This window comes from Deinococcus sp., assembly GCF_030523985.1.
In the GTDB taxonomy this organism is placed as follows: Bacteria; Deinococcota; Deinococci; order Deinococcales; family Deinococcaceae; genus Deinococcus.
In genome coordinates, this window is the sequence record NZ_JAUNHK010000054.1 from 1 (window position 1) to 19,084 (window position 19,084).

Sequence of the window (19,084 nt, forward strand, 5' to 3'; positions counted from 1 at the left end):
GGTCGCCCCGTGCTGGTGGACGCGCACGATCGTGGAATCGATCGAGGCCACCCAAGTCCAGCTCGCCAGCCTGCTGTGCCATGGACTGGGTCTTCTCCAGCACCCGCTCCCACACGCCCTGAGCGGCCCACCGGGGGACTGGTGCAGGCATAGGTGACAGTCGTAGTCACGCGGCGTGCACGCTGATCCGGGGCCGGGGCCCAGGGGACTTCAGGCCGCGTGAGCCTTGGGCATGGTCACTGGGGTGCCCCGAGTGCCTTGTAGATCGTGGGGCGTGAGATGCCGAACGATCGGGCGACCGCTGCCACAGTCTGACCTCCGGCCACGGAGGCCCGCACGGCCTCGACTTGCTCGGGGTTCAGCTTCGGCTTCGGCCCCGGGAGGCGTCCTGCTGCTCGGGCTCGGGCGACGCCCTCGCGGGTGCGCTCTCGCAGTAGCTCGCGTTCCCACTCGGCCAGCATCAACAGCATGTTCAGCATCAGCCGGCCCGAGGCCGTGGAGGTGTCGAGCTGAACGTCCAACGCCTGCAACCCGATCTTCCGGTCAGCCAAGGCCTGAACGGTCCGCAGCGCGTCCGGCAGGGACCGGCCGAGGCGGTCAAGGCGGGCGACGACCAGGGTGTCCTCACCATCACGCAGGTACTCCAGGGCCGCGCTCAGACCAGGACGCTCGGCCCTGACCCCGGAGAGTCGGTCCTGGAACACCTTCGAGCACCCCGCCTCCTGGAGGGCCTCGTGCTGGTTGCGCAGGGACCCTTGCTGCTCCCGGGTCGAGACGCGGGCGTAACCGACCTTCACCAGGCACCTCCAACACCCAAGCCGAAACGAAGGCGTGTTCCCTGGCGGGTCCTGTTCCACATCATGCGGTGAGCCTTCCCGATACGGTCAGGGGCGTCGAGGATCGGTCAATCTCTTGACAGTCTTCCATGAAGGCGGCCACAGGCCTTCGGGCATGACGCAGGGTGTCAGGAATCTATGTAGACAACACCTCGACACCCCACCTTATATGCGACGCCATTTATTTACATTCCCGGCATGTACATAAAGAGTGTTGTATCAACGCCCCACGCACCAGCCCCCGAGCGACCCATAGCCTCGACGCAACCTCTGGGCGTCGAAATATTCGGGTCATCTAGGCTTGACTACATCCATAAATCTCGTCTAAATTAGAAGAACAAGATGCATTATTTATACCACAGAGAACGTGAGGTGAACTGCATGAATATTAGGCGCTTAATTGTTGGTGCTTTCATGGGATTGACACTGCTGATAATCTCCGAAATTATTCGATTCACTATAGAAGACAGTAGGACATTGGCCGACTCGCTCTGGTCCATCTGGGTGATCCCCTTTGGGGCTATCATGTTCAGTATCTCAAGACGCGATCAGAACACCATAGATAAATAATCTATAAGCCGTTGAAATTTAGTGCCCCTATCAGTACTTTTGCAGAAACGAAGGGAAAAGTGTAATGAAGAAATTTATTTTGAATGTTTTCGCTGGAGTTGGCACGACCGCCCTAATTCTCACGGGAGTGCCGGCGCAGGCCTCAACCCTGGCCGGGGGTGGCACCGCCACTTCTCAGAGCCAGGCCACGACAGCCCACGATGGGGCGGCCCGTTATACGGCCACCCTAGAGACGGACAGCCTCGACCCCCATGTGCGTTTCGACCTCACCGCGGCTGAAGCGGAGCTCAATGACGCGGGTGAAGTCGTCATTCGAGATACATCGGGAAATGTACGCGAAGTTATGGGAACTGAGATTGCTGCCACCAATCTCAACGACGCCATGACCGTCCGCTATGAACTGGAGAACAACGGCAAGACCATCCGGATGTATCAGAATGGTGTGTCATCTAAGGACACGACCGCGCCTGGGGGCGCATCCCCTATGTCTGTCGATCAGGATTGCGCAGCTGCGAATGTATTCTGGGGGGCCGGAATTGGCGCCGCCCAGGGCCTCGTGGGAGGAATTCCCGGAGTTGTTGCTGGGGCCATCGTCGGTCTGGGCGCCGCCGGTCTGCAGAGCATCGCAACCTGCTGAGGCCCCGGCCCCTCTGGAAGTGGTGGCTGCGGCTGAATTGCCCTGGTTCTAGTAGAGTATCTAATCCAACGTAAGGATGCAAAGCATGCCAATACCACGGAAATACCCGGGGTGGTGTCATAGCGTCTACGCCCCGCACATTAACGAAGGGACGCCCATCAAGGTGTACACCTCCTAATCCGCTGCTGAACCTGATGGGCCAGCCTCCCTTGGAGGCTGGCCCACTGTCTTGTGGTGGGGCGGGCGTTCGAGGAGGGCCTTCAGTAATCGGCGGCTCACGCGGCCCCACAGCCTAACCATGTAGACATGTACCTTTATGACTATGTGCCTATGTAGGCATATGGGCACTTAGCTAGCGGGGTATACCCGTGTAGACGCCATCAGGGGGATCAGGCCCGCTTGCCCTCAGTGCAAGCCAAGCTCAATCCCAATGTTATAAAAAGTTATTGACATGTTCATAGCATGAGTATAATTTACATCACATCGGCTTGGGACCCACCGCCCTCTCCGTTAGTGGTGGGGCAAATGAATATCCACCCACGCCCTGCCGGTACCCCTAGTTGCCTTATATGCCTTCCCCGCGCAGAAAGACGATCCGCTCTACAAGACTCGCCGACAAACAGCACGCTGAAGTCGAAGCGGCCTGGGGCACCTACCAGCGCATGGTCACTGCCTACCGGGAACCCGACCGGGAGCTCGGCAAGTTCCTCATGCATCAGCTCATCGGCTCCCTCGCAAGCGGCGTCCCGGCCCTGCTTGTCGAGGTGCGCAAGCTCGGCCGAACCCTGAAGAAGCGGGCCGCCGACGTCCTGGCCCACTTCGACCGGCCCGGCACTTCCAACTGGCCGACCGAGGCCATCAACGGGTGCCTCGAGCACCTCCGCGGCTCCGCCCTGGGATTCCGGAACCTGGCGAACTGCATCGGCCGCAGCCTACTCGAATGCCAGCGGATTCATACCCCACCTGCACCCTCATTTACAATAAGCCGAATATATATATCCCAGTGAGTGATCATTATTCCCAGTTGGGCGGTAGTTTTGAGCATGCCGCGTGGAATACATCTACACCAGGCACTCAGTCCATTTTTCGACTCGACGGATTTCGGCGTGTCGAATGAATTACTGAAGCAATAGTGAAAGCGGTCATCAGGAGAAAGAACAGGAAGAATCCGGGGACGGCAATTTTATCGTCGATGATCTCAGCACGTCGCGCCCCAAGGGTTGCAATGAACGCAAGGAACATGATAACCGCAAGTCCTGTTGTTTTCTTCATGGGATTTATCGTACCCCCTTGACCTTGCTGTGCATGCCCGGCTAAGTTCCATTGTGTCCTCAAGGTTGAGCACAGGATAAGGACTTGCTCAATCATGAGGCGCAGTCGCAAGTGATCGTGTCCAACAGGGAAGTCTGGAGACCTACCATGAAGAACGGTAAGTTGAATACGAAAAATATCATGGCGATGGCGGCAGTCGGTGCTGTGGCAGTCGGAGGAGTCTCATTCCTTGAGATCTCTACTGCGGACGAGGCTTCGGCGTTGCAGTGCGGATACTCAACACGAATGGAGGATTACACCTCCATGTGGTCCTTGGATCTCCCGATTGTTGGTACGGTTGATCCCTTCGGCGGAAAGCGCGAAGTTGCCTATTATGGCAATTGTAGCGGGGGAAACGAGTCCATCTATGTTGATGCCAGTAATGGGGGTTTTGATATTTGTGTAACTCCAGGTGAGACAAAGCTTGGATTCACTCAGCATGATCGCCATGTATCTGGTGCGCATTCGACTGGAAAGTGCTAACAGGGGGATTCATGAAGGCGAATCAGTTCTTGGCTAGTACGCTTATTTCTCTCGGCATTGCGACTGGAGGGGCGGCCATGCTTGCAGCCCCGGCAAGCGCAGCAGTTTGCGGATTTACTCCGATCACCTCTAATGCCGTTGGGGGTGGTGACGATGGGCGTTATGAGGCAGGTGTCTATAATCACTGCGGGTCCTCAAGTAACCTTCGTGTTCAGGTGAATTACTATTACATGCATGAATTTGCCTGCGTTACTCCAGGGGAGACGACATTCACCGCTCATCCAGACAAGGGAGCTTTGATATCTGTTAAGGGCACGGGGGTGACCTGTTGATCGGGTCTGCATTCCTCAAAATGAAGGGCGTCATAAATTTTTATGACGCCCTTCATTTTGAGTGTTTCGAATATCTTGAGGTAATTGTCTATTAATTGCATCTCTGCGTGAGTTCTCTCGGCCAAATATCTATTGGTGTGCATATGTGGTTATGCGGCTCTGCAAATCTATATCTAGATGACTTTCGAAAGTGGGTCGAGATAATCTCGCAGGGTGTGTATAGCGGGCGCGGCCTGATCCTTCTATCGCAGGGTGATGCAGTCGGGTGCAGCAGCTGCTACCGACAAGTCTGGGGTGGCGGTTAGGTGATGTTGGCGTCCAAATGGGTATACCCGGCTGGACGTACCCCGAATGGCCCCTGGTGACCTATCGACGCGGAAGCTATAGCCAGCTCATGGACCAGGGGTCTACTTCGCTGAGCCCCGCTCGTCCTGGCAACAGCTCTCGAACAAGAACACCAACTGCCTATTCTGCAAATATCTGCCCAAGGGGGATGCCGATCACCAGCCCTACCTGTTCAGCATCGCCGAGAGATCAATGACCGCCCCCCGCAGGCGCCTGTGATATCTCACCCCTCGCGAGTCGTTCCAGCGACTGCTTGCTGGGCAACCTCATGTTTCTTCCACGGTTTGACTGCACCCGCCACCGGGGGGGGAGTAGGCCGTTTCAGTTACAATAGATTCCAGACAAATCAATTAATGCGTTTTCTCTTGTTAGTTTTAGAATTAACATAAACAAGGGAAACAATTGCCGACAGGGGCACGGAAATCAACCAGGTCTGGACCTCGGAAAGGGATGACATAAGGTCGTCTGGGTTCCTCGCCCATGCGACGAGCAAAGTGAAGGCGACGAAGTAGAATATTACCCACCCGAAAATGGATCGATTCACTCTATACTCCGATTTATTCAGATAGCCAGATGCGCGGAAGAACGCACATGGGTAGGACCATTAGAATTGTTAAATGCGCATGTCGCCGCGCTGGCCGCAAGGGCAGCCGCCAAGCCCCATGGACCGCCGACAGACCTGAGGGCGATTGGCCCGATAATGCGGGCAACAGTCTTAGCCGCTAGACCCCAGTTCCAGGCGCGGATCGCCGTTGCGGCAGCTTGCACAAGTCCTGGGGTCGCGGTGATGGATACTCCAAGTGCGCCTACAAGCACACATTGGGCGTAGGAGTTCGCGGACATAGTGCTAGCCATGTTCTTATCTGACCGAATGTCGGAACTAGAACCAACGGCGGGAGCCCCCATTGAATTCATTGATTTAGCAATCGATTCGAAATCTGCGGCATGCGAGGTGAGACCATCAATTAGGATGGCTTCTTTCTGAACAACGTAGACCCCGGTATTAGTATCAAGGGTTACATAACGAGTAAAGAGCTTCTCAAGGTCAGAGGCAAGCTGGTCGACCTCAGTCTGCGAATAGCCTGCGATTGTGTCCACTTGAGTTGTTACTACTGGAGCCGCCATTGCTTGGGCGGGAAACACCAGGGCCATAGTGAGAGAGGCTGCTACCAGAGTCTTGTCGAAGGACTTCATGATTCGCCTAAAGCAAGTGAGTACTGTAGGCCCTTTATCGGGTGACAAAGGCTTCTCTGAGCTGCTAGCTCAGTTCGACTGTAAACATCCTATGTGAGATGCACAACACCCCAGATCCTCTCCACCGGTCAGTGCATCAGATGTGCGCGGACCAAGGCCTCGATGACTGCTGCCTGGCTGGGCGTCGCCGGGTTCGTTGCGGCCTCTCGACGTACCGCGTCGCGGATCGCTTCGGGCACCCGCACGTTCAGCGCCACGGTCGGCGCCCCACGCCGTGCCAGGGGCGCATACCCGCCGGCCGGGTCCGAGGCTGTTGCCGGCTCTGCGGGGTTCACCGCTCCGGGGGCCGGGGTCTGGGGGGCCGGGGTGGGCTTGCGTCGCTGTGCTCGCAGGCTCAGGTCGGGTTCGGACTGCTTGCCGTTCATGCGGGGATCCTTTCGGAGATAACTGCGGCCAGGTCGGCGTAGGCGGTGGCGACGGGTTCGCCCTTCTCGTAACGGCCCAACCAGTCGCAGGCCAGACGCGCCTTGGGGACGATGGAGCGGGCCGGCACCAGGGGGGTGAGCAGCAGCCCGGTCTCGCGCAGCTCCTCGACGGCGACGGTCTGGTCCTTGGGGGTGATGTGGTCTCGGTAATCCGAGACGACGATGCCTACCTCGGTGAGACGGTCTGCAGCTCCCAGCAGGGCCATGGACTGCTTGAACGCGGCCACGCTCTGACGGGCTCCGTGCACCCCGTCGCAGCCATCGGAGGTAGGGCGGGCGGCGTAGATCACCCCGTCTGAGGCGGTGAAGGCGTTCTGTGTCAGTGGTCCGCCCTGACGGTTGGGGCAGTCGATGACCACCAGGTCTGCCTGCAGATCGGTCAGCCCCATACGCAAGCGCAGGTGGGCATGGTCTGCGCGGTCGGCCTCCTGATGGGACAAGGACCGATCAGAGGGGACCACGCGAAGGTTTCCGTGCCAGCCGGAGGGCACGGCCAACTCCTGGATCCAGCCGGTGGGGTCGGGGTTGCCGATCACCGCGCCGACGTGCAGGCCAGGCTCGGAGGGCTCCACATCCACCCACTTCGTGGCAGCCGCACGAGGATCCAGGTCGATCAAGACCACCTGCCGGCCCTGCTCAGCCCAGGACATGGCCAGGGACACGGCAGTCGTCGTCTTGGCGACGCCGCCGGCCTCGGAGTAGACCATCAAGGTATGCATGCACGCATGCTTTCATGCTTGCTTACTAGTTAGCAAGCACGCAAGCGTGCTTGCTAACTAAATAGCGTGCTAGCACGCGAGCATGCTTCTTTTGGTTTCTCCCGAACTATTCTGCGGTGGGAAGAGTCCTTGCGGGACTACCGGAACCTTCAGGGCTGCCCCCTCTAGGGGTAGCTGCCGGCCCTGTCTTGCTGAGGTTCTGCTTGTTCCTCGAGGACACGGCTAGGCGGACTTCCGGGAACCTGTCAGGGCACTCCCTCGGATCTGCCAGCCTGTAGGAGCGGGGGGAGCGGCGCGGCGTGCCTCCGGTCCCCTTTAGGCCCAGATCGGGCGTATGGAAGGGGACTAGAGGCTCCGGTGACGCTGGGGTGAGGGTTCAGCCCGCAGTGTGCGTATGGGTATGCGTATGCATTGGAGGCGCGCGGCATTACTCGCGTGCAGTGGCGGCTTGTGCTGATGGCTCTTGGCCCGGGTCAGGTCTCATGGCGGGCGGCGCATCGGCCCCAGGTTCGGCACTCCTTCGCCCCACGTCCTCACGGATCGTGGGAGCACCTGGCGGCACATCAGCTCGTAGAAGGACAGCCCCTCTGACGGGCGAATACGGCGGGTCAGGCCGCGTGCTTCTCGTTGGTGACGCGGGAGTGAGCACAATCGCCGCGTGGAGCCGTGCGCGAAAGTTGGCGGTGCGCTAGGCTCGGGTATGAAGTTGTTTGGACTTTGTCAGTATGCCCCACGTCTTGGCGGTCGTGGGGCATTCTGCTGTCTAGGGGCATGTCGTGGGGTCTTCGCTCACGTGGGGCTGCCTCTCCCTGCCTGGCTGGAAGGCACCCCGGCCCTTCCCATGGCAACCGGAGGCTGGGCGGTCTGCGCCCGGCCAGAGGGCGGCAGATCCCTCAGCGTTCCAGCCCCGTCTCCCGCTCACGCTGGGGAACCAGATGGGCCGCCCCAGCCGGCCCCGGCGCCCGGGTGGGCGTCTTCAGCTGGCCCCACAGGGCCGCGTTCACCTCCGGGGTGTCCTGAGCGAACCAACGGCGGCGCTGTCGTATCTGCTCCACTTCCCTCTGACGCCGCCCGGCCATGGCGGCCGTGTCCGCGGTCGCGGTGACCGGCTGCCGGCCCAGGTGCCGCCAAACCCCCAGCGGCTCGATGCGGAACTGCCCGCGCAGTTCCATGCCCACCGCCCCGTACGGGCGGGCTGGGGTGGGCACCTGCTCGGTGAACTGCTCCGCCAGGGCCTCGTACTGTGCCCGGGTCTGCTGCTGTTCCCTGACGAGCTGGGTGATCTGGTCGGTGTTCTGCGGTGCCGGGGCTGGCGCGGTGGCCTCATGCGCGGCCAGCACGGCCTGGGCCTGTGCCAGCTCGCCCCGGGCGGCCCGCCGCTGGAAGAACCCAGCGTCCTGCGCCCGGGTCTGGGCCTGACGCAGCTGCGCCTGCAACCGGGCACTCTGCTCCCGATGCGCTTCCTGGGCCTGCCGGTGCGCGGTGTCCGCCTCGTGCCGGGCCTGGGCCAGACGGTCGCCCAGGGTGTCCAGTGCGTCAGCCAGCTCACCGGCCTCAGGGTGGGCGGCCAACCACGCGGCGGCCTTCTTGCGATGCTTAGCCCACGGGGCCAACACAGCAGCAGCCCGCCCGACCTGCTGCTGCCTCCGGGCAAGAGCGGTCAACGTCGCGGCCCGCTGGCCGGCGGGGGCCGGGAACCGGCTGTCCGGGGGCAGCACCTCCACCTGCGCGCCGGCCTTGAGGGTGCCGGTGCGCACACCAGATCCCGGATCCTGGGAGGGGCGCATCGTGACCTTCTGCCTCTGAACGGCGACCACCGTCACCAGCTCCTTCCCGTCGTGGAGCTGATCCCCCGGACGCAGCTGCTCGGCGCTCTTGAGCACCGGCTGCACCGGCTGCACTGGGCGCTGCCGGCTGGCCAGGTTCATGCCCTCCAGCTGCGCGGCCAGGGCTTGGCGGGCCGCGTCCAGACCGTGATCGGCCCCGTCCCGGCCCATCGCGGCCACGTACTGCGCCCGAGCCTCCGCCAGGTCTTGGGCGATGAAGTGCGCCACATTGGACTCCCGCCCCCGGGTCAGGCCCACGTAGAGGCCGGCGGCGTCAGCGTGCTCGTCCACGAGCATGTGAGCCTGGTCCACGGTGGCCCCCTGCGCCCCGTGCGCGGTCACCGCCCACCCCAGGTGCGCGTGCTCTTGCAGGTACTCGTTGGGCACGTGCAGGGTGTGGTGCCCGCCGGCGGGGTCCTGGATCTTCGTGTGGGTGGCACCGATCTTCCGGATGGTCCACACCTGCCGGTTCAGCACGCCCAGCTGCGCGTCGTTGCGGCGGGTCATGATCCTCGCCCCCACGCTCATGGGCAGACCATCCATGCCCACCAGGCAGACAGAACCGTCCCCGTCACCGGGGCCGGTGCTGGTGTGGTGCTGGTGGATGGCCGTGTTGATCTGCTGGGCGTTCTCGTTCGTGGCCGCACTGATCAGCGGAGAGTCTCCCTCCCGCGCCCCCTGCGCCCACGCCTTCGCCAGGGCCTGGTTCGCCTCTTCCTTGCTCGCATGGACCTGGACCAGACCCATGTCCACCAGCAGGTCGAACTGCTCACCCGGGGCCTGCCGGGCACGCATCGCCAGCGACAAGGACGCGTACGCCGGGTTGAGGAACCGGTGCACGGTGTCCAGGTCCACGCTCGCGCTCGTGGCGTGCTCGGCCATCTGCAGCACCCCGCCCCGGCCCACCGCGCCCAGCTGGTGGTAGTCACCCGTGATGACGGCCCGCGCCCCGGTCTCGTGCAGCACCGTGAACAGGCGGGCGGCCACGTCCTGGGAGAGCATCCCGGCCTCATCCACCACGACCTGCACGTTCGGACCCAGCACCCGGTTCTCAGGCACGCCCTGGTAGTCGCCCTCACCCGGGTTAAGGCGCTGCCACCGGGTCACCCCGGTCCGCTCGTCCGTCTCCCACCGGTACCCGTAGGCCCGCAACAACGCATGCACGGTGCTCGCACTCGATCCGGTTTCGGCGGCGGCGACCTCGGCGGCCTTCGCTGTCGGGGTCACGATCACCTGCTCCACACCCTTGACCGCACCCACATGCTTGGCAGCCTTCAACAAGGTGGTCTTGCCCGAACCGGCAGCCCCGGTGACCACGACCAGCTGGTGCGTGCCCGAGATCGCCGCCAACGCGGCCCGATGCCCGACCCCCTCAGGCAGACACACCGCACGCCCCTCCGGATCCACAGACGTGGACTCAGCGAAGATCCGCTCCAGCAGGACCTCGTCCATGTCCTGGTGAGCGGTGAGCTCGTGCACCTGCCCGGCCACCGTCACGGTGTCCATCACCGGTTCCAGGGCCTTGGTCGCCAACAACCCGGTCAGGGAGCGCTCCTGCTCGATGATCCGGTCCGTGGTGAGCACCTTCAGATGATGCGGCGCATTCAGCGGGTCCACATCCGGGGTGATCGACGTGCACCGGCCCGCCACGAGCGCTTCGGTGGCCTCACGCACCAGCTCGCGCACCGGGCGCGGGCAATCCGTCACCCCGCACTGGCTGAACTGGGCTGCCACCGCCGCCGTCGCATCCGCCACCGACCACGCCGACCGCGAGGCCTCCAGCTGCTCCACCGCGGCCCGGATCAACGCCGGCTTGTCCACCTGCGCCCACGACACCACCGCACGCTCACGCGGGCGGCCCGGCATCACGAACCCGGTCGCAGCGATCTCCGCCCGCCACTTGTCCTCATCCGGCAACACGCCGGGGACCTTCTCCCGACGCGTCTGCGCCCACGCCAGATGATCCAACGACTTCAAGATCTCCGCCCCCGGAGTCTGGCCAGGATGCTTCGCCGCCCACTGGGCGACCAGCTGCGTCCGACGCTCCGCGATCTGCCCCGCCCGCTTGCTCAACACCTCAGCCGGCCCGGCCAGCTCGACCACGGCCCCGGTGGCCGGGTCAAACGTGAACCCGGCCTGCGCCAACGCCTCCTGCAACCCGGCATGTGAGGCCAGCACCGCCTCCCCCAGACGGTTCATCGCCGCGTTGTGCTTGACGAACTCCGCGGTGTCCAGGGCACGCCACTTCCCCTGCGCCCACACCCGATTCAGGAACTGCAGATGCAGATGCCGGTGCGGGTCCCCCTCCCGCGACGTCCGGTGCGCCACCGTCACTGCCTCCAGCTTTTCTACCGGCGTCCAGACCTGCGCCCCTCGAGGTCCCACCCGGGTGTGCATCTCAGACGCCGCATAGGCCATCAGCTCCTGCGCCATCTGCTCCAACGCCGCGTCCAACTGCTGCGCGATCCCCGGATCCAACACGGCCGCCACCGACAGGGACTTGTCCACGTTGACGACCTTGTCCAAGAACAGCACCGAGTTCTCCCGACGTGCCCCCCGCGCCTCCCCCGTGCCCGGGTCCACCCACTCGACCCACCCCTGGTAAGCCTCCGCGTTCAACGTGTCCGTCTCGACCAGCTCCCCGGCCCCATCGAACACGAACCGCGACGCCGTCAGCTCACCCTTCTCCAGGTAGTAGTCATCGGCCGTGGCCGTCCGATCAGCAGCCAGATACGCGCGCGCAGCAGCGCCAGAGGAGCCCCGGAAGAACACCGCCCCACCGCGCACCAGCACACCTCCCAACCCAGCCAGCAGCCCTACGGCGGCAGCCGTAGCATATGTACCTTGATTCTTGGGGTTGATCTTATCGTGGGGTCCACGGTGGGGGCTCTCACGCTCGGCGCGTGAGCCCTAAAGAGCCTGCCGGTCTCGTGCCGGCAGGCTCTTTAGGGCGGAGGTGAGGTGCGGCGGGGTGTCTCGCAGGGGGGCTCAGGTGGTGTCTTCGTCGTGCTCGGCGCGGGGGTATTCGTCGATCAGCTGGGAGGTCAGGCGCAGGAACTCTTCCTCGAAGAGGCGGCTCTCGTAGGCGGCTGTCTGTTGGTGCCAGTGGTGGTCTTCCAGCAGGGGAAGCATCGCGGCGACGGCCATGCGCAGGTAGACGCCTCGGGACCGTCCGGTGCGTTCAGACAGGGTGTCCAACCGCTGGATGATGTGCTCGGGCAGACGGACAGAGACGACGCGCCCGGAGGGGTGTGGGGACTGCCGGGACGTGCTCACCGAATCACGTCGTCCTGCAGAGCGTCGGCCAGGGCCACGGCGGTCTCCAGCAGCGTCGCGTGCGCCTCGCAGTCAGCCGGCGCACCGTCCTGCAGGGCGTCCAGCACGCGCAGGCACGCCTGCAGGTGCTCTCGGCTCGCGTGCGCGGTCATGTGCTCGGCCAGGTCCTGAATCGTCGTCATCAGAATTCCCTCCATCGGTAGTTCGTAAACAGTGTTTACAGACTGCCGATGACCGCATACCAGGGCAACACGTCCATGGCCACCGGCCGGTTCGTACCTAGCGAATCTTGCCGACCTCTTGTCGGGGGGTTAGGGGCGGAGTACGTTGAGCGTGTTCTATATCACAACGGAGGTGGTTCACATGACCAGGCTCTTGTCCAACGCCCCCACCCGACGCTCTACCCTGCGGAGGGGATTGGTCAGCCTCGGTGCAGCGGCTGCCCTGGTGCTCGCTCACGCACCCTCTGCCGCGGCTGACTACTATCCGCACGGGAACGGGTCCACGCACTTCACCACGCAGATCATCGGATCAAATAGCACGTGGACCTCCCGGCTGAACTATGGGCGAACGGCATGGTCGAGCGTCTCATCGATCAGCGGGACCAGTTCGTCGAACGTGAAGAAGGCAAAGGACGTCGCGGTCACCCAGCCTTGGCTGGGCTTATACACCCCCAGCGGAACCCGGGCGGCTCGTAGCTTTACCATTCAGGTCAACCGCACGGCCATCTCAAAGGCCTCGGCTAGCAGCGGCGTCGCGGTCGATCTCATAGCCAAGGGCACTGCGACACACGAGTTTGGCCACGCTCTGAGCCTCGCTGACAACCCGACCACCTCGGCGGCTTCGATCATGAAGTACTCCACAAGCCTGAGCCGGACCACCCCCTACGCATACGACTTTGACGGGGTCCGACGCTATTACGGGTCGCTGTGCAGCCCGACCACTCAGTGCCCGGTGTCCATTCCCACCTCCGTCCTGAAGGGATCACTCTGATGAGGTCACCTCGTTCCTCCCTTCCCATCGGTGCAGGCATAGTCGCGGCCGGCCTCCTGCTTGCGGGCTGCAGTGCCCCGGAGGCGGTGGAGAGAGCGCAAGTGCCGTCTCCTGCAATGACTGCCTCGGTCCAGGCCGGGAAGGAGTCAACGGCCCACTCCGCCACACCGGAGGAGACTCAAACCCTTCACGCGCGGTACGTCAGCTACAGCACTGCCGAGGACGTTCAGCAGGCGTCGGACTACTCGCTTGTGGGCCGGGTGATCGCATCTCGGGTTGAAGTCTGGGACCTCATGAAGGAGCCTGGCGCGGTACCGAACCCCAAGGACCCGGAGCCAATGGCCCTTCCCTCAACCGTGTACACCGTGCAGGTCGAAACGGTCCTCAAGGGTGATGTGCAGGCGGGTGAGACCCTGGAGTTCAGCATCCTAGGCGGGGTCAAGGATGACCAGAAGTTCGAGCTGAGCGGCGCTCCGGTGCTGACCGCGGGGGCCGGAGACCTGTATCTCTTCAACCTTGTAGACGCGGGGTGGTACCCGACGCCGGTCAACCTACAAGAGGGCGTGCTTGCGATCGAGCAAAATGACATCCTGCCAGTCACGGGCACAGAGTTGTCGCAGACGGAGCTCGCCGTGCTCAAGGAGTCCGTGTCCGAGGCCCGAGCAGACTGAACCCCGTCGGATCGGCCCACGTGAGGTGCCTCCCCGAGCGGGCGTCCGAGTGAGGGTGCACCAGTCCCATTCAGCGCCCGCTGCGTCCTGACCTCGGAACGAAACCCAGGGCGCTTCAGGGCCTTGTCCGGAATCACGCGTGACTCAGCGGTCAACCCCGTGATCTCGACGCTTGCCTGCCACCGCAGCCAATTAACATGCCCCGTCATTACGCCTGGAGGTGCCCAGTACCCAACTCAGTAGCCTCTCTGGCGTCTCACGGGCGGGGATCAACGCCAGGAGTGCGCCTGGGCAGCTTGGTTGAGTTCCTCCAAGGTGGCCCCGAGCGCTCGCTCGGCGCGGTTTGGATCGCCACCGAAGAGACCGTGCCGTACGGGACTCCATGCAGAGCCCTCGAGGGCCGCTTCCTGGGATAGCTGCTGGGCGGGATTGTTGCCGCGGAGGCGGTATCCGGCATACACGGCGGCCCGGCCTGCCCAATTCGGTCGGCCGTAACGTCGCTGGCCCTCGCGGAAACCGGGGTCGGCGTCCAGACTTAAAGCCTGTAGCAGTACTTCGGCGTGCTCGAAGTGGACGGAGAAGTCCTCTTCACCCAGGAGGGTGTCTGCGAAGAGGGGGCGCAGGGTCGCATAGAGCCATTCGGCGGCCGCGTTCTTAAGCTTGCTGTACCGGCGGGTCTCGATATCGGTGAGGGTCTGCGTTGGTTCAGCGTCCCCGCGGGCGTGACGGGCAACCATCTGACTGATCTGCTCGGAGCAAGCGGCAGAGAATGGCCACCACGGGTCTGTGGCGGTCAGTAACGCCGCGCGCTCCCCCAGTCGGTGGTCCTTGACCTTCGGGGCAACCACCAATGCTTGGAGGTTGTCGTACTGCTCATGGGCCACAGCAGCGATTGCTGCCGTCATGATCGAGAGCACCGCGGGGATGTGACGCAACGCGGTCAGCGTCGTGAGCCCGTCCATGTGGCTGACTGCAGCCTGAGCGAGATTCCGCAGCCCGGAGATCCAGGGCTCGAGCTGGGTGGACTCGCCGAATCGGGTAGCCACGATCAAGGAAGCGCAGAACGGCCGCGTCAGTTCGCTGAGGTGGTGGGCTCGTTCAGCCGCCCTCAGCAGTTGGTCGCCTCCCTCCGGGTCAGAGCCGTAAAGCTCTGGGTTGTTGAGTTCCTTGAGGATCCGGCCGACCTCAGTATGTATGAGGTCGCTCAGAGCGATCCTGCGCTGCGGGTCTAACAGCATGGCCTTGGTCTCTTCGCTGAGCCGAGTAGCGCGGTCTACTTCGGACAGGTTGTCCAGGGCTGCCTGGAGGTTGGCAGGCATGTGAGAGCGAGAGCCCATTAGCTGATGGAGCTGAGAGGTCAACCCTACGTAGTGCTGGTTCTTGTCTGCGCCGAACAGGTCGGTCCAGTGCAGGTCGTTGATCGTGCGGCTGGCGCCGAGTTCCCATTCGGGGATGGGGGTGTCGTCTAGGCGGATGGGGAAGAGCCAGGCATGCCCCGGGGTGTGCTTGCGGAACTCCTCGACAGCCAGAGTCAGCTCCTCGTTCATAGTGTTCCGAGGGCGGGCGGCGGACTGAGCGGAGAAACAGGCCAGGAAGGCAACAGCCTGATCACTGCGGATAGCTTGACGGATCTTGGCCTTCCACTCATCCCCCGGGGCCAGTGCGGTGCGGTCGCGCCAGTAGGGGATGCCTGCGGCACTGAGCATCTGGCACAACTCGTCGACGGCCTTGGCGTCCTCGCGAACGTAGGATATGAACACGTGCTGGCTGCCGGTATCCGTCATGCCCGTGAGCATAGAGGGCAGACCGGACGCCTTGAACGGACCTGCTGATCTACGTTCCCGAGCCATCCCTAGTATCGGGGTCCACTTCGTACTGCAGGATGTCCTCCACAGCGAGTGCCACGTCCGTTGCCTCGTCACGGCCAATTGCGGCACCTGCCAGCCGGTCGCCTTCGTTCATCCACCTCAGAAACCGGCGAAGTCGAGTTCCGGCGGACCCGTGCAGGGGTGGGTCCGGTGCGGCATCGTGGAGCAGGCCGGCCAATGCCACGGCGTCCTGTAGGTGTCTCTCCCGGTCACGGGAGTCCGCACGGTAGGCCTCGATCTTCAGTTCCAATGCCCCGATCAGATCCGGGACAGCGATGACCACAGGGCCCTGCGGCGTGAGAACCTCGACATAGCGGAGCCGCTCGAGCGCGTTGCGGCCTCCTGGTGCCTGCACGGGCAGTGGCTGGGGCAGATCTTGCTCGGCAGGCGGGGGAACGTGGTCAGCGATGAGGAAGTCCACCTGCATGTCCCCTGCACCATCCGCGCGGGTCATGCGGTGCAACGGTGCCGAGGCGTCGATCGAGTCCTTGTCCTCATACCCCAGAGCCTGAAGACCGTCGCGCAGAGCCCTGAGGTGCTGGCGCCAAGTGACCTCCACGCGCGCCAGAGTGTCGATGTCCCGGGTGGCGCGGGTGGGCACTTCGCCGTGGAGGCGATGATGGAGCTGAACCATCAGCCCGCCGATCAGCACCCAGTGGTCGGAGCTGACTGCCCGGGCCAGTTCGAAGACTGCCGGCCACGGGTCGGGCCACTGGCTGCCATCCACGCTCAGGTGGCGCGGCTCAGACACGATGCAGCAGTCGATCGAGGGCCTCTCGTCCAGCAGCCCGTTCACGGACGTCGTCGGAGTCCATGAGGTCCAGCGCCACGACCGTCTCCGTGCCCAGCAGCGCGGAGGGATCCACGTGGACGGGCACGTGGCGGATCACCACTTCCCCCTCCGCTGAGGGGTCGAGTCGAAGCCGGGACTGGAGAGCCTCGAAGTCGCCGAGCAGGTAGCCCTCCACCCGCTGGCTCCCTTCGACAGCGGCGAGCCCGATGCGGCGGGCAAGATCCGACTGATCCAGGGCGGACACCCCCGAGGGCACGAGAACGTCTGCAAGCTTGGCTCGGGCTCGAGGCGAGGCATGGATCCGGTGGGGCTGGGCCCTGTTCTCAGCCAGTCGGTGCATCTCGGGGGCGGTGAGCGTTCGCAGACGGGAGCGCAGACGGGAGATCCGCGGCTGGTCGAGGAAGGCCCGTCCGTTTCCTCCGGTGAGGAGGTCGACGGCGGCCCAGGCGGTCCCCGGAGCCCAGGTGCGGCCTGCGCCCGGTGCCCTGCGGACACGACGGGTCAGGGCGCGCTCATCGATGAACCAGGATTCCCCAAGCCGGCGGGCCGGCATATCGCCCTCCTCGGCGAGGCGCCGCACATGCCGGTCAGAGACCCCGAGGCGCTCGGCGGCCTCCCCCACCGTCAGAAGCGTCATGCAAGAAGAGTACCGGAGACGGACGTATTCATACATGATCGGTGAGCCCTAGCCTTGAGGCCCTGTCATGCCACTCGCCGAGAGCGCCTGACCCTTTCACTGGAGCCCGCGCACTCCACCAGAGCGGAGACGGAAGGGCCATCGACAGCAGCACCTGGAAGGAAGCAACACGCCCTCACCCTCCAGGCGATCAGCTGGGCAGGCAGGGCTTCGGACGACTCGTAGTGGTACGAGATCCATAGCGAGGCCGCCCTACTGGTGGGTTGATGCCCGACGGGCAATCGAGGTGTACAGCGTCTGCCGGCTGACCCCGAACGTGCGCGCCACCTCCGCCTTCGGGATCCCCATGGAGATCATCACGCGCGCCTGCTCCACGTCGGTGTCCGAGAGCTTCGGGGCCTGCACGTACTTGCCGCGGGCCTTGGCCAGGGCGATGCCCTCAGCCTGGCGCTCCTTGATCCTTCGACGCTCGAACTCAGCGAACGCGGCCAAGATGCCCAGCATGAGCCCGTCCACCGGGGAGGTGCCGGACTTGTCCACGCTGATCCGCTCGGACACGAACTGCACCGCGCACCCCTTGTCCGTGAGCTCATCCACGATCGCGTACAGGTCGCGGGTATCCCGGCCCAGCCGGTCCATGGAGGCGACCTTCACCAGGTCCCCCTCCCGCACGTACCGCATCAGCTCCGCCAACCCGGCGCGCTTGGCGCGGGGGCTGCCGGAGATCTTGTCCTGGAAGACCCGGTCGCACTCCCCCACCGCATCGAGCTGCCGATCCAGGTTCTGCTCCGCCGAGCTCACCCGCACATACCCCACAGTCTGTCCAACCACGTTTAAGACCCTCCGCCACTTGTGTCCAAGGGGTTCAAAATGGACCCACTCTGACGTGATCCTCTCGTGTCGGCGGGGGGTGTGTAAAGGGGTATACCCGATTAGACAGCCTCCACCAGGGGTTCCGTAGCCTCATGGGCTTCGTCGCCCGTGGCCCCGATAGCCTCGCCCCATGGCCGACGCCCAGCCGATCCACCTCTTCTCCTTCGGCACCCTGCCGCGGCCGGACGTGCATGAAGCGCTCTTTGGCGGGCCGACCCCCTCCCGTCCCGCCGCCCTCCCCGGACACGGGCTGACACAGGTGCCCATCACCAACCCCGAGGTGATCTGCCTGTCCGGGGTCACGGTCCACCGGAGCCTGCCCCGGGTCGTTCAAGAGAGCGCCGAAGGTTGCATGCTCACCCTCACCACTGATGGGTTGACATCGAGCGCGGCGCCGAGCTGTTCGGTCTGCGGGTAAGAGCCCAGGACGCCGCGCAGTACTGCGACCGACTGCTCCGCTGAGATTGGCAGACCCACCGAGACGTCCTGGATCTGCGGCCCGTTCTGGGTGGATATAGACGCTTTAGTCTTACCAGTTGCAGGCTCGAGCAGGGTCGCCACTCAGCACCGCGCCGAGAATTCCCGAGCGCCACCCCGGCCAGCTCTTTCGGTAGCTTTCAAGTAATCTAGTCTTAATGCAATGCGCGCCTGCACGCCCCTTCTAAGGTGTGGCATAGTAAACGCCATGATCTCAACGGATAAAAACAAGGTAAACCTGAAGTTAATTTTTTGGATTCTAGCGATCTTGCTTGCGGTTTTTGGGACAATGACGCTGGTTCTCTCAGGTGCGCCCGCCCTCATCTTGGACCCCGACCCCGAGGCTGACCTGGGCTCCACGCCAGGATCCTACGTGCTATACATCACATACTAGTCCCAATCGATCTTGGCTCTCCAGTGGCATTGAGCGTGAGGTCCACCGGGCTACCGAGCGCAAGATCGAGGAGGTCTTCAAGAAAGACCAGCGGATGCTCAACCGGATGGGCCGGGAGTGAAGCGCCCTGGGTTTCGTTCCGACCTACGGCCCTGACCAAGGCGCGGCCAGTACCGCTTTACCTCTTGCGGTACAAACCGCAAGAGGTAAGGGGTACTGCTATCGGCCCTTCCGGCCCATCTCCCGCCCTAGGGCGTGTCTGAGAATGGATCCAGGGGGCCAGCTGACACCCTGGAAGGCATGTCCCGCTTCCAGATGCTCTCCGATGCCCAATGGGAGTTGATCGCCCCGATGCTCCCGACCC

At 63.4% G+C, this 19,084-nt stretch carries 17 protein-coding genes and 2 pseudogenes; 6 read left to right on the forward strand and 13 right to left on the reverse strand.

What is annotated here, in order from left to right:
* Positions 1–236: 236 nt before the first annotated feature.
* Positions 237–797 carry a recombinase family protein gene (locus Q4C89_RS09145; RefSeq protein WP_303102301.1) on the reverse strand — a complete coding sequence of 187 codons (561 nt, stop codon included), beginning with the start codon at positions 795–797 and terminating at the stop codon, positions 237–239.
* A 673-nt stretch (positions 798–1,470) separates the two neighbouring features.
* Here Q4C89_RS09145 and Q4C89_RS09150 point away from each other — a divergent pair.
* Entirely contained in the window at positions 1,471–2,043 is a 573-nt protein-coding gene (locus Q4C89_RS09150; protein WP_303102302.1) for a hypothetical protein, read from the forward strand.
* Positions 2,044–2,654: 611 nt separating this feature from the next.
* Positions 2,655–3,027, forward strand: a pseudogene (locus tag Q4C89_RS09155) (transposase); the annotation flags it as partial.
* A 90-nt stretch (positions 3,028–3,117) separates the two neighbouring features.
* On the opposite strand, the gene Q4C89_RS09160 reads toward Q4C89_RS09155, so the two are convergent.
* Positions 3,118–3,315, reverse strand: a complete 198-nt coding sequence (locus Q4C89_RS09160; RefSeq protein ID WP_303102303.1) for a hypothetical protein — start codon at positions 3,313–3,315, stop codon at positions 3,118–3,120.
* 147 nt (positions 3,316–3,462) lie between these two features.
* On the opposite strand from Q4C89_RS09160, the gene Q4C89_RS09165 reads away from it, so the two are divergent.
* Both Q4C89_RS09165 and Q4C89_RS15155 read left to right on the forward strand, forming a co-directional pair.
* A complete protein-coding gene (locus tag Q4C89_RS09165; protein WP_303102304.1) occupies positions 3,463–3,837 on the forward strand; it encodes a DUF6355 family natural product biosynthesis protein in 375 nt (124 codons plus the stop codon).
* A gap of 77 nt (positions 3,838–3,914) precedes the next feature.
* On the forward strand, positions 3,915–4,169 hold the full coding sequence (locus Q4C89_RS15155) for a DUF6355 family natural product biosynthesis protein (protein ID WP_368493229.1): 255 nt from the start codon (positions 3,915–3,917) through the stop codon (positions 4,167–4,169).
* Between the two features lie 906 nt (positions 4,170–5,075).
* On the opposite strand, the gene Q4C89_RS09170 is transcribed toward Q4C89_RS15155, so the two are convergent.
* From Q4C89_RS09170 to Q4C89_RS09195, 7 genes and pseudogenes are all read right to left on the reverse strand, one after another.
* A complete protein-coding gene (locus tag Q4C89_RS09170) occupies positions 5,076–5,708 on the reverse strand; it encodes a hypothetical protein (protein WP_303102305.1) in 633 nt (210 codons plus the stop codon).
* Between the two features lie 128 nt (positions 5,709–5,836).
* On the reverse strand, positions 5,837–6,133 hold the full coding sequence (locus Q4C89_RS09175) for a hypothetical protein (protein ID WP_303102306.1): 297 nt from the start codon (positions 6,131–6,133) through the stop codon (positions 5,837–5,839).
* On the reverse strand, positions 6,130–6,912 hold the full coding sequence (locus Q4C89_RS09180; protein ID WP_303102307.1) for a ParA family protein: 783 nt from the start codon (positions 6,910–6,912) through the stop codon (positions 6,130–6,132). Before Q4C89_RS09180 ends, Q4C89_RS09175 begins: the two co-directional genes overlap by 4 nt.
* An 893-nt stretch (positions 6,913–7,805) precedes the next feature.
* Positions 7,806–11,531 carry a MobF family relaxase gene (gene mobF, locus Q4C89_RS09185; RefSeq protein ID WP_303102308.1) on the reverse strand — a complete coding sequence of 1,242 codons (3,726 nt, stop codon included), beginning with the start codon at positions 11,529–11,531 and terminating at the stop codon, positions 7,806–7,808.
* Positions 11,532–11,726: 195 nt separating this feature from the next.
* Positions 11,727–11,885 (reverse strand): hypothetical protein, encoded by a 159-nt coding sequence (locus tag Q4C89_RS09190; protein WP_303102309.1) that lies wholly within the window; start codon positions 11,883–11,885, stop codon positions 11,727–11,729.
* A pseudogene (locus Q4C89_RS15160) lies at positions 11,886–12,014 on the reverse strand (ribbon-helix-helix protein, CopG family); the annotation flags it as partial.
* Positions 12,011–12,196, reverse strand: coding sequence for a hypothetical protein (locus tag Q4C89_RS09195; RefSeq protein ID WP_239239520.1), 186 nt, complete (start codon positions 12,194–12,196; stop codon positions 12,011–12,013). The gene Q4C89_RS09195 and the pseudogene Q4C89_RS15160, both read right to left, overlap by 4 nt.
* A gap of 927 nt (positions 12,197–13,123) precedes the next feature.
* Between Q4C89_RS09195 and Q4C89_RS09200 the strand changes: the two genes are divergently transcribed.
* Entirely contained in the window at positions 13,124–13,678 is a 555-nt protein-coding gene (locus tag Q4C89_RS09200; protein WP_303102310.1) for a hypothetical protein, read from the forward strand.
* Between the two features lie 269 nt (positions 13,679–13,947).
* Here the strand turns inward: Q4C89_RS09200 and Q4C89_RS09205 are convergent, their stop codons facing one another.
* From Q4C89_RS09205 to Q4C89_RS09220, 4 genes are all read right to left on the reverse strand, one after another.
* Positions 13,948–15,462 (reverse strand): toll/interleukin-1 receptor domain-containing protein, encoded by a 1,515-nt coding sequence (locus tag Q4C89_RS09205; RefSeq protein WP_239239511.1) that lies wholly within the window; start codon positions 15,460–15,462, stop codon positions 13,948–13,950.
* Positions 15,463–15,511: 49 nt separating this feature from the next.
* Positions 15,512–16,342, reverse strand: coding sequence for a nucleotidyl transferase AbiEii/AbiGii toxin family protein (locus tag Q4C89_RS09210; protein ID WP_303102311.1), 831 nt, complete (start codon positions 16,340–16,342; stop codon positions 15,512–15,514).
* Complete coding sequence (locus tag Q4C89_RS09215; RefSeq protein ID WP_303102312.1) at positions 16,290–16,976, reverse strand: helix-turn-helix domain-containing protein; 687 nt, start codon at positions 16,974–16,976, stop codon at positions 16,290–16,292. The genes Q4C89_RS09210 and Q4C89_RS09215 overlap by 53 nt, the downstream gene beginning before the upstream one ends.
* A gap of 252 nt (positions 16,977–17,228) precedes the next feature.
* Positions 17,229–17,783, reverse strand: coding sequence for a recombinase family protein (locus Q4C89_RS09220; protein ID WP_303102313.1), 555 nt, complete (start codon positions 17,781–17,783; stop codon positions 17,229–17,231).
* 196 nt (positions 17,784–17,979) lie between these two features.
* Between Q4C89_RS09220 and Q4C89_RS09225 the strand changes: the two genes are divergently transcribed.
* Positions 17,980–18,267 carry a hypothetical protein gene (locus Q4C89_RS09225; protein WP_303102314.1) on the forward strand — a complete coding sequence of 96 codons (288 nt, stop codon included), beginning with the start codon at positions 17,980–17,982 and terminating at the stop codon, positions 18,265–18,267.
* Positions 18,268–19,084 lie beyond the last annotated feature (817 nt).